Raw genomic sequence first — 11,507 nt, 5'->3', positions numbered from 1 at the left:
TTCCAAAGATTCCAAAGATTCCAAAGATTCCAAAGATTCCAAAGATTCCAAAGATTCCAAAGATTCCAAAGATTCCAAAGATTCCAAAGGAATATTAGAGCAAATGCTCTACTCTTAAGCTATATTTCGCTCTATCTTGTTATTTGCTTTGATTACTTTTCATTATTACTGATCTATAAATTGTTCCACGTGGAACGTTGAATTGTTTTTTTTGATTCTTAAATAAAAAAAGCAGGATTACTCCTGCTTTTTTTATTACATAACACTCTTAGTCAGTGAACGTGACACGTGCAATTGCTTTTTTACCTGACTGAATAATGAAAGTACCGTTTTCTTTTATAGAGAAACCTGCATCAACAGCATTCCAGTCAACTTTTACTGCACCGCGAGCTACCGCATCTTTTGCAGCTGCAGCATTTGGATTTAATCCAGCTACACGTAGAATGGTAGCAATAAAGATTTCTCCACCAAACTCACCACGCGAAATAGTCACCTCTGGGGTGTCTTCTGGTACTTCACCTTCTGTAATAAGGTTACCAGCACTTTTATGTGCATTAGCCGCAGCTTCTGCATCATGGAAACGTTCAACTAGCTCAAGTGCAAGGATACGTTTTACTTCTTGTGGATTACGACCAGCAGCAATTTCATCTAATAAGGTTTTGATCTCATCTAGAGATTTAAAACTTAATAAATCGAAATAGCGTTCAATTAAAGAATCTGGCATTGATAAAACTTTTTGGTACATTGCCCCTGGCGTATCAAATACACCAATATAGTTACCTAAAGATTTAGACATTTTATTTACGCCATCTAAACCTTCTAGAATCGGTACAGTGATACACACTTGAGATTCTTGTCCATAACGGCTTTGTAAAGTACGACCCATAAGTAAGTTAAAGGTCTGGTCTGTACCGCCTAACTCAACGTCAGCTTCAAGTGCAATAGAGTCATAACCTTGAACTAAAGGATATAAAAACTCATGAATTGCAATTGGCTGATGGTTGCTATAACGCTTTGTAAAGTCATCACGCTCTAACATACGAGATACGGTTTGCTGACTTGCTAGCTGAATAAGGTCAGCAGCAGATTTTTGATTAAACCATTCTGAGTTAAAACGTACTTTTGTTTTATTCGGGTCTAATATTTTGAAAACTTGTTCTTGATAAGTTTTAGCGTTGGCTTCCACTTGTTCACGTGACAACGGCGGACGAGTTGCGCTTTTACCAGTTGGGTCACCGATCATCGCTGTATAGTCACCAATTAAGAAGGTAACTTCATGACCCAAATCTTGGAAAGTTTTTAATTTATTAATAAGAACCGTATGTCCTAAATGTAAATCCGGTGCTGTAGGGTCGAAACCAGCTTTAATTTTAAGAGGACGATTCTCTTTGAGCTTTTTCAGTAAATCTTCTTCTGAAATAATTTCGTGCGTGCCTCGTTGGATGAGGGCAAGCTGTTCTTCGGCGGGCAAGAAATTTGACATCACAAAACCTAAACACATCAGTTATTCAATTTGTGCGATATACTAACATTTTTTCAGCGTCTTGCAGGGGAAGTTGCATATGAGCGCAATCTATATCGGCGTAATGACTGGCACTAGTATGGATGGTGTGGATATTGTTGCGGCTTCATTTGAGCCACTACAGCTTCATGCCACTCTTACAGTTCCATTTGAACCCGAGTTACGTGATGAGCTTATGGCGTTAACTTTGCCTGATGACAATGAAATTGACCGCATGGGTAAAGCTGATGTTGCTTTAGCCAAAATGATTGGTCATGGCATTAATACTCTCATTGAAAAAAACCAGTTAGATCGGAGTCAAATTAAAGCAATTGGTTCACATGGGCAAACCATTCGCCACCGTCCAGAACATGGATTTACGCTACAAATTGGCGATCCCAACATTATTACTGAAATCACTCAGATTCCGGTTGTTTCAGATTTCCGTCGTAGAGATATGGCAGCAGGCGGTCAAGGTGCACCATTGGTTCCGGCTTTCCATCAAGCATTATTTCAACATCCAAGTATTCATCGTGTGATTTTGAATTTGGGTGGTATTGCTAATGTGAGTATGTTGCCTGCCAATAATGCTGACGGCGTATTTGGTTTTGATACAGGTCCTGCAAATATTTTGATGGATGCTTGGTGTCATCGCCATACAGGTCATCCATATGATGAAAACGGTGATTGGGCAGCTTATGGTCATCCTATTCGCTCTTTACTCGACCGTCTTCATGCACATGAATATTTTTCTAAAGAACCTCCTAAGAGCACAGGACGTGAAGACTTTAATATTGACTGGTTAGATGATCAGTTAATCGATTGGCGAAATGATTTAACTTACGATGAGTTAGAAGATACACCTGAAAACATTCAAGCCACCTTATTAAAGCTTACTGTGCGTGCCATTCAAAAAGCGATTTATCGCTCTGAGATGGAAACAGGAGAAGTATATGTATGTGGTGGCGGTGCTTATAACTCTTATTTATTAGAGCAATTACGCTGGCGTCTTCGTAAGCACAATTGGTCTGTTCAACCTACAGATGTTTTAGGGCTCTCCCCTACTTGGGTGGAGGCTACCGCCTTTGCTTGGTTAGCAATGCGTTTTGTAAATGGTTTAAGTGGTAATTTGCCCGCGGTAACAGGTGCTTCGGATTTCAGAATTCTAGGTACAATCACAGTTGTATAAAAACTACTTATTAATTGATCAGATTCGACCTCATAACACATTTAATGACCCGAAATGCTGTTATTTAAATGAGTATAAAAACTCATGATAAATGCCAACAAAAATAATTTAAGGCATGTTTGTATGGATCTGACCAAACGTATTTCTCAATACACACGTGGGGCTTGGACATTCGATGTAATTGATTCAGGCCCTATAGATGGTCCACTCGTTGTTTTATTGCATGGTTTTCCAGAAACTGCTCATAGTTGGGAGCAAACCTCTGAATTATTGCATCCGCATCAATTTAGAACACTTGCGATTCATCAACGTGGTTATAGTTTAAATGCTAGACCTCAAAGCCGATTTCAATATTCACTGAGTGAACTTGTAGAAGATGTGGCAAGTTTAATTGAGCAGCTTGGCCAGCCAGTTTATTTAATTGGGCATGACTGGGGCTCGGCAATTGCCTCGGGCGTTGCGATGAAGTATCCACAATATATTAAGCATCTCACTTTAGTTTCTGTACCCCATCAAGCTGCTTTTTTAAAAGCTTGTTTAAGCAGTAGACAACTTTTTAAATCTTATTATTTTGCAATTTTTCAGCTGCCGATTCTGCCCGAACTTTTATTTAAAAAAATACCTAAATTGGGCCGTAAGTTTCTTAAGTCATCAGGCATGACCGAAGAGCAAATTGCAATATTCGAGGCTGAGTTTATAGAAGAAAATAGATTATCTACGGCATTGAATTGGTATCGTGGCTTTTTTTGGGACAAGCCTCAAAATCCGTTTAAAGCAATAGATGTTCCTACTCTTTTTATTTGGGGCAAACATGATATTGCAGTTACAGAAAAAAGTGCCGAGCTAAACTCACATTATTTTAAAAATAGTTATGACGCAGTTTTTATGGATGCATCACATTGGATTCCATATCAGAATGCACCTGAACTCGTGGAATATTTTTTAGAATCTGTCAGTGAAAAATAATAATTTGATCAATAAAAAACCTCTCGTTACGGAGAGGTTTTTAAATTTTAAAATTCTTTTAAATCGAGAACGAAGAACCACAACCGCATGTTGTTGTCGCATTCGGATTTTGTACGATAAAACGTGAACCTTCAAGGCCTTCTACATAGTCAACTACTGAACCAATGAGGTATTGGTAGCTCAGTGAGTCAACCAACATTTTCACATCGCCATTTACGAATTCTGCATCATCTTCATTTACGCTTTCAGCAAAATTGAAGCCATACGAAAACCCTGAACACCCGCCTCCCGTTACATATACACGTAACATGAGATCGTCATTCCCTTCACTATCACGGAGTTGGCGTACCTTATTGGCAGCATTATCTGTCAAAACTAGAGCTTGGGCATTCATGATGATTGTTCCTCGGATTTTGCTGTGCCTTTCAAAATAAAAAAGACCCTATATTGAGTATAGCATAATCAATATAGGGTCTGTCTTCGAAGTTTAAAGTGAATCTTGAGTATTTTTATCAAGATTATTTGTAATTCTCATCCTGTAAGCCACATTCGAAGTTTTTAGCATCTTGCTTACAACGGAATTGCCATAGTAATTTCATCATGCGTTTATCGTACACACCGCGTTGTGTAAGGTTAATTCGAGACTCACGCATAAGCTTTTGGTAGCCCGGTTTATCAGCAGCCGGAACATCCATCCAGTATTTTTGTGGAATATCAGCTTTCATTTTACCCAAGATGGTAAAAGCACGTGGTAGCTGACCCGAAACCCATTCCCTAGATTTCTGCCCAAAACCAGCTGGGAATTTATCTGGACGGATAATAATATTTCCTGTGACCTGTAAGATTGGATAATTCACGATCGCACCTTTTGTACCTAAACCTTTTTGTAGCTCCAAAGGTTTAAATGCTGCTGCTGGTGCACCAATGATATCAACTTGATGGTTATTAAATTTCGCACCGAAATTTGTTACGTCAGCACTCACAGCCTGAGCCCCGACCTGCTGAACCATAATTTTTTGTGCTTCATCATAGTCAAGCACAGCAATTTTTTTACCTGCGGCTTTCGCTACTGTATTGATGCTGCGATCATTTACTAGAAGGTAAGCATCACCAACTGGAATAACACCGACAACCTCATAGCGACCATTAACCATATATTTACTAAAAGTCGGACTCGCTAAACCTTGCATTATTTTTACAGCAAGCTTGAGGTCAGGAATGGCCCCGATCGCGTCTAATGACCCAGTAAATGAGTTAAATTGACGGCCACGCATCCCTGATACACTAATCCCATCACATTTACCCGCTTTAAAATCTTCAGCAATCACGGCTTCGTTTTGGTTTACTTTTAGTTCAATATCAGCTCCCCAGTTTTTAGCGGCAAGTTGATAATCCTTCATCAGTGCATAGACATCGCCATTTTTTCCAACGAAGTCAAAAACACATACTGTTTGTTTAGCCTGAGCTGCAAAAGAAACTGTGGTAAGTCCCATCGCAAGTAATAGCATTTTGGAAAATTGCATATTCTTTTTCCTTTCCTTGTGGAGTTTTTCTTTTTCGATACCAAGAAATTTCACACCAATCAGGTATGAATTGGATAGGCCTCATATAAAAATCATGATGGAATATTTGTATAGACCATATTTGCTTTTATGATTTTATTTCCATGAAAAATAGATAGCGATTGACCTATCTATTAGCAATTATTTTAATCACTCAAGTCCTTGATCCATTTTTATACCTTCATGTTTCCTTATGAAGTTTTTATCTAAATTTAGCTTAACGTCTTTCTAACTAACAACAATGGCAGAATTGACAGCACATAGAAAACAAAAAGCCTAGAACTCAGTCTAGGCTTTTAGATAGAAATTAATATTATTCACCAGGCATTGAACATTCAAAGTTAGCCTTGTCTACAGAACAACGTGCTTTTTTAAGTACAGACATCATTCCTGCATCGTAAACACCGCGTTTAGTTAAGTCCATACGGCCATCACGCAACATTTTTTGATACTTAAGTTTGTCTTCTGCACTTAAGTTCATTTTGTATTTGCCAGGAATTTGTGCTTCTAAACGGTTGATCATTGCAAAGTTCTTAGGCAACTGTTTAACGAACCAGTCACGAGATTTTTGACCAAAACCAGCTGGGAATTTATCAGAACGTAATACTAGATCTGCTGTAACGTGTAATACAGGGAAGTTCCACATTACACCGTTTGCACCTAAACCTTTATTTAACTCTAATGGTTTGTAAGCATAAGCAGGCGCACCTACCATATCTACCTGACCATTGTTAAATTTCGCGGCAAAGTTCGAAATATCAGAAAGAACTGCTTGAGCACCTACACGTTGCACCATAATTTTTTGTGCATCGTCATAGCCAAGTACGGCGAATTTTTTACCCGCAGCTTTTTCAACAGAGTTGATGTTTTTGTCACGTACGAAAATGAATGCTGAACCTAGCGGAGAAATACCAGCAACTTCGTATTTTTTACCACCCATATTAGTGGTCATTTTTGCTGCATTACGCGCATCTAATACATAAGTAATTGCACGTTGAGCGATTTGGTTATTTGGAACACCACCGAGTGAGTCGATAGATCCTGCGAATTTGTTATATTGGCGTGCACGCATTGCTGTCATTGCTACAGCATCACATTTGCCTGCTTTAAAATCATTATCAGCAACAGCCTCGTCCTGACGAGGAACTAAGTTAATTTCAGTACCCCAGCCTTTTGCAGCTAGAGCCCATTCTTCCATCATTTTATATGAGTCGCCTGCTTTTCCTAAGAGGTCGAATACACATACGGTACTCGCTGCTTGCGCTGAAGCAGAAAAACCAACAACAGAAGCGGCAGCCATAGCAAGTACGATTTTTTTCATTTTCTTCATCCTTCCACGGAACAGATTTTTTGTTTGAAGTTTCCTTTCAAAGACAGATATTAATCATGTTTTTTAGAAAAAAATAGAGCTTTTACTCAAATATTTTTATCTCATTGAACCATTGTTTGTTCAATTTAAATTATTTATTAGTGTTAAAAATCACTAAGTTTCCGTAAGTTACTTTTTATATTCACAATTTTCATACCCATATTCAGCTTTGAAATATATGTAGCGTTTTTGTGTTTAAAAAATAAACTATTCTCCATTAAGGGTACATTCAAAATTAGTTCTTTCAACCGTACAACGAGCACGCTTCAGCACACTCATCATTGTTGCATCGTATACACCCTGTTTTGTTAAGCTGAGGCGACCTTCACGTAGAATTTTTTGATATTTGGTTTTATCTTCGGCTGAAAAATTTATTTTAATTTTTGAGGGTACACCCATTTCTAGCCGTTTTATCATGGCAAAGTTCTGAGGTAATTGCTGTAGAAACCAAGCACGTGACTTTATACCGAAATCTGTAGGGAACTTATCACTTCGAGCAACTAAATCTCCCGTAACGTTAACCACAGGGAAAGTAAACATTGCCCCTTTCACTCCCACCCCTTTACTAATCTCTAAAGGTTTATAAGCATAAGCTGGTGCCGCAATTGCATCGACTTGCCCACTATTAAACTTTTTCACAAAATCGGTAATTTCTGATGGAATGGGTTGAGCGCCTACACTTTCCACCATAATCTTCTGTGCCGCGTCATATTGCAAAATAGCAAATTTAGTACCGCGTACTTTCTCAATTGAGTTCAGGTTTTTATCTCTTACAAATAAATATGCCAATCCAATCTGAACAATCCCAACGACTTCGTAATTGGCTCCATTTTGTACAGTTACCATACGATGTTTATTACGTTTATCTAAAACGTAGCTAATTGCTTTTTGCGCAATAGCATTACTAGTTACACCACCAATCGCATCAATCGAACCTGCAAATTTATTATAATTTCTCGCCCGCATGGAAGTCATATAAGCGGCATCACATTTGCCCTCACGCAGCTTACGGTCAACCAAAGCTTCATCTTGAAATGGAATTAAAGTGATATCTGCTTGCCACTCTTTCGCTGCAAGCGCCCATTCTTCCATCAGTTTATAGGATTCACCTGACTTTCCTAATAAATCAAACACACACACATTTTGTCCCGCATTTGCTGTTCCCATAGCACAGCAAAATGCTGCACTAACAATCCCCAATCTTTTTTTCATTTGACTTTCCTTAGTCTAGTTTTATTAATAGCTCATTAATCAACCAAATCTTAAACTGTTTTTATTTTAGCCATATTTTTTTAAATGTGTTCTATCTTATTCAATATTCTGAGAATTTCAGACGAATAGCTAAATCTATAACCTTTTAATCTCTCCAATATTTGTCTGCTTGGAACTAAAATCCGGAAAGTTTTGTTTTCATCTGCACTTCTCTTTAAAATACAGCATCCCTAACTCACCTCGATACAATAAGATGATTCAATTTGACCAAGTTTCTTTACGCCGCGGTGGACGTGTTCTATTTCAAAAAGCGTCTATGCAATTACACCCAGGTTGGAAGATTGGTCTAACTGGAGTCAATGGCGCAGGTAAATCGACTTTATTTGCTGCATTACTTGGAAGTTTAGGTGCCGATGAAGGTTCACTTACTCGTCCTACAGGCTGGACCGTAGCGCATATGGCGCAAGAAATAAAAGCCTTAGATATGCCTGCAATTGATTTTGTTCTTTCAGGTGATGAAGAATTTTGGGATATTCAAAATAAGCTTGCTCAACCAGATCAACTGACTGATTTTGAATTGGCTAAATTGCATGGCCGATTTGATGAAATTCATGGTTATTCAGCACCATCTAAAGCAGCCCAACTCATGGCTGGTCTTGGTTTTCTAGAAAATCAATTACGTTTGAATGTTGAGAGTTTCTCAGGTGGATGGCGTATGCGCTTAAATTTAGCGCGTACCCTTATGAGTCGTTCAGATTTATTATTACTAGACGAACCAACCAACCATTTAGACTTGGATGCAATTCTGTGGTTAGAAGATTGGCTTAAAGCCTATGAAGGTACACTCATCCTCATTTCGCATGACCGTGACTTTTTAGATGCGATTACAGATCATATTCTTCATATTGAAAATCAAGAACTCACGCTTTACACCGGAAACTACTCTACATTTGAAACTACGCGTAGTGAACGTCTTGCCCAACAACAACAAGCTTTTGAGAAACAAGAAGAAACACGTGCTCATCTACAAAAGTTTATTGACCGTTTTAAAGCAAAAGCGACTAAAGCTCGTCAGGCGCAGAGTCGTATTAAACAACTTGAGCGCATGCAGCAACTTGCACCTGCTCATGTAGATACGCCGTTTACTTTTAGTTTCCGTGAACCCACCAAAATGAGTTCTCCTTTGCTGACTTTAGACAATGCCAGCATTGGTTATGGTGATAAACAAATAGCCGAAAAAATCAGATTACAAATTACACCAACCTCACGTATTGGTTTACTTGGTATGAACGGCGCAGGTAAGTCAACATTGATTAAGAGCTTGGTTGGTGATTTACCTCTCTTAGCGGGTGAACGTAAAGCTTCCGAACTGCTTAACATTGGTTACTTTGCGCAGCACCAAATGGATGCTTTAGATGGCCATGCTACTCCAATGTTACAGCTTGCTCGTATAGCAGATAAAAAAATTAGTGAAGCCACCCTACGTTCTTTCTTAGGTAGTTTTGGCTTTAGTGGTGAACGCATGGATACGCCATGTGAAACCTTTTCTGGTGGAGAGCGCGCTCGTTTAGCCCTCGCACTCATTGTATGGCAACGTCCAAACGTTTTAATTCTCGATGAACCGACGAACCATTTAGATCTAGATATGCGTCATGCACTAAGCATGGCATTACAAGACTTTGAAGGTGCTGTCGTATTGGTTTCCCACGAACGTCAACTTATTGCAAGTGTTTGTGACGAGCTTCTTTTGGTACACGGCGGTAAATGTACCGAATTCGAAGGTGATTTACAGGATTATGCAAAATGGCTACGTGAAGCACGTCAGCAACTCATTAATGCTCAAACTGCTGTGGCGCAGAATAATTCATCCTCTACCACTGCTGCCCCAGCTAAAGTCGATAAAGAAGCACAGCGTAAAGAAGCAGCTCGCCGTCGTGAACAGACTCGACCTATTCGTAAAAACATTGAAAAAGTTGAGTCTCAAATTGAGAAGCTTCAACCGCAGCTTGCCAAAATTGAAGAATCTCTAGCAGACACATCTCTATATGAGGCTGCACGTAAAGACGATTTACTCAAACTTATGAATGAACAGACTGAGCTGAAGGCTAAACTTGAGCAACACGAAGAGCAGCTTTTAGAACTCATGATGGAGTTAGAAGAAATGGAAGCTTCTTTTGATTAATCTGTTTTCTAAAATAAAAAAGCCGATTTCTTAATCGGCTTTTTTATTAATTAATAAGGGGTATAAAAAGCCCCTAATTCATTTAAATTGCTATTTACAGGTAAAGGCCAAACATTGCTTGATTGGCTATCTGCGATATATAGATCATAACCGCCTCGACTACCTGTTTGCCCTGCAAGTGACACCACCATGTAACGCTGATCTAAAGGCGCTGGATCGGAAGTATCATAATTAATGCTGTTAAATGGCAAACGTGTGGTTTGTTTATTAGCCATGTCATAGAGATAGATCTGATCATGAGCATTTGTTGGACTGTACCAGCGTACATATAAGAAGCGACTTCCTTGCCACCATATTGGATAGTATGAAGCGATATTGGTCAGCTGTGTATCATAGGCACCCGACTGATCAATACTGAAAATTCGAGAATTATTTCCAGCACCTTTTGCATATAAGATTTGGGTAGTATTGACCATCGGATAAGGCATCGATTCTTCTATGTCCCAACCATTTTGAGTGACAGAAGTTATCGTACGATCAATCATTTTGACGATTTTTAAATCGCCATTTTTTTTAAAAATAATATGCTGGTTATCTATAAATTTTGGATCTTCATCGCGTTTGTTATTTCCCTGAGTTAAGTTAATGGGTAACTCACTACTACCCACTTTCCAAGCATACACATCCCATGCATCGCCATAATGCTGCCCAGAGTTAACCCCCATAAAAGTTAACCATTTTCCATCTGGGAAAAAATGACCATTCATCATATGGTCAATTTTCCAATTTGTGCCCAGTAATGTAGTCTGCTGCGTTGTGAAGTTATAAAGATAAAGCTTACTGTCCCATGCGTCATAATCACTATAACGATGAAATACTAATTTTCCATAAAAGGTTGGGGCTGTAGCAGCATGTAGTTGAAATAAGCAATTAAAAAACATGATCCCAATGCATAAGAGTTTTTGTGTTTTTTTCAAAATTATATTCTCTTGATATAAATGGAAACTACCATCTAAATGGCAGTTTAAAAGTTCATTTCTTATAAAAAAAGGCTTTGTTTTTAATTAAACAAAGCCTTTTCTTTAATCATCATAAAAAGAATTATCTAAACTTTTTATGATTTTCATTTCGTATTGTGACTAAATTGATTGCTTCAGTTTTGGCTTGATCTAATTGTCCTTGCTCAACCAAAGCAGTTACTTTATCAATCTCGGCAACAAGCTGATCTAAACCAGCTTGGTACTCTTTTACCTGTACATTTCCTAAAGGTAAACCTTCGAGTTTATGTGGTAAATATTGCTTAGAAGAAACAGCTGCTTCACGCATTACAACAAGCTGTTGTTTCGCATTAGCAGTATCTTTTGCTTCAGCAAATGCTTTAGTACTCTTAGCTAAAGTTTTCATATTCGTTTCTAGGTCTGCCGCCGAAACAGCAGAACTTCCTAAAATCGCACATGAAATTAAAAGACTAGCTAATAATTTCTGACTCATCATTCTCTCCCTAGACTGATTTAGAATCGAGTTAT

10 protein-coding genes are annotated in these 11,507 nt (G+C 38.4%); 3 read left to right on the top strand and 7 right to left on the bottom strand.

Features of this window, described 5'->3' with window-relative positions; genetic code table 11:
• Window positions 1-268: 268 nt before the first annotated feature.
• Window positions 269-1,501 carry a tyrosine--tRNA ligase gene (gene tyrS, locus ACT53H_RS18515; RefSeq protein WP_238613068.1) on the bottom strand — a complete coding sequence of 411 codons (1,233 nt, stop codon included), beginning with the start codon at window positions 1,499-1,501 and terminating at the stop codon, window positions 269-271.
• A 61-nt stretch (window positions 1,502-1,562) separates the two neighbouring features.
• On the opposite strand from tyrS, the gene ACT53H_RS18510 reads away from it, so the two are divergent.
• Both ACT53H_RS18510 and ACT53H_RS18505 read left to right on the top strand, forming a co-directional pair.
• On the top strand, window positions 1,563-2,690 hold the full coding sequence (locus tag ACT53H_RS18510) for an anhydro-N-acetylmuramic acid kinase (protein WP_004795587.1): 1,128 nt from the start codon (window positions 1,563-1,565) through the stop codon (window positions 2,688-2,690).
• A 123-nt stretch (window positions 2,691-2,813) separates the two neighbouring features.
• Window positions 2,814-3,656 (top strand): alpha/beta fold hydrolase, encoded by an 843-nt coding sequence (locus ACT53H_RS18505; RefSeq protein ID WP_476009834.1) that lies wholly within the window; start codon window positions 2,814-2,816, stop codon window positions 3,654-3,656.
• Between the two features lie 58 nt (window positions 3,657-3,714).
• Here ACT53H_RS18505 and erpA read toward each other — a convergent pair whose 3' ends face one another.
• From erpA to ACT53H_RS18485, 4 genes are all read right to left on the bottom strand, one after another.
• On the bottom strand, window positions 3,715-4,050 hold the full coding sequence (erpA, locus tag ACT53H_RS18500; protein WP_002115421.1) for an iron-sulfur cluster insertion protein ErpA: 336 nt from the start codon (window positions 4,048-4,050) through the stop codon (window positions 3,715-3,717).
• A gap of 124 nt (window positions 4,051-4,174) precedes the next feature.
• Window positions 4,175-5,179 (bottom strand): putative solute-binding protein, encoded by a 1,005-nt coding sequence (locus ACT53H_RS18495; protein ID WP_013196508.1) that lies wholly within the window; start codon window positions 5,177-5,179, stop codon window positions 4,175-4,177.
• A gap of 352 nt (window positions 5,180-5,531) precedes the next feature.
• Window positions 5,532-6,539, bottom strand: a complete 1,008-nt coding sequence (locus tag ACT53H_RS18490; RefSeq protein ID WP_003656045.1) for a putative solute-binding protein — start codon at window positions 6,537-6,539, stop codon at window positions 5,532-5,534.
• Window positions 6,540-6,794: 255 nt separating this feature from the next.
• A complete protein-coding gene (locus ACT53H_RS18485) occupies window positions 6,795-7,799 on the bottom strand; it encodes a putative solute-binding protein (protein WP_476009833.1) in 1,005 nt (334 codons plus the stop codon).
• A 253-nt stretch (window positions 7,800-8,052) separates the two neighbouring features.
• On the opposite strand from ACT53H_RS18485, the gene ACT53H_RS18480 reads away from it, so the two are divergent.
• A complete protein-coding gene (locus ACT53H_RS18480) occupies window positions 8,053-9,981 on the top strand; it encodes an ATP-binding cassette domain-containing protein (RefSeq protein WP_004795580.1) in 1,929 nt (642 codons plus the stop codon).
• A gap of 50 nt (window positions 9,982-10,031) precedes the next feature.
• On the opposite strand, the gene ACT53H_RS18475 is transcribed toward ACT53H_RS18480, so the two are convergent.
• Both ACT53H_RS18475 and cybC read right to left on the bottom strand, forming a co-directional pair.
• The gene (locus ACT53H_RS18475) at window positions 10,032-10,958 is read right to left on the bottom strand and encodes a TolB-like translocation protein (protein WP_476009832.1); all 927 of its coding nucleotides are present in this window, start codon (window positions 10,956-10,958) and stop codon (window positions 10,032-10,034) included.
• A 124-nt stretch (window positions 10,959-11,082) separates the two neighbouring features.
• Entirely contained in the window at window positions 11,083-11,475 is a 393-nt protein-coding gene (gene cybC / locus ACT53H_RS18470; protein WP_238613065.1) for a cytochrome b562, read from the bottom strand.
• Between the last annotated feature and the right edge of the window lie 32 nt (window positions 11,476-11,507).

It is taken from the genome of Acinetobacter sp. DMC2 (assembly GCF_056314305.1).
Note: the sequence above shows the minus strand (reverse complement) of the source record. Positions and strands in the feature narration are given on the sequence as shown.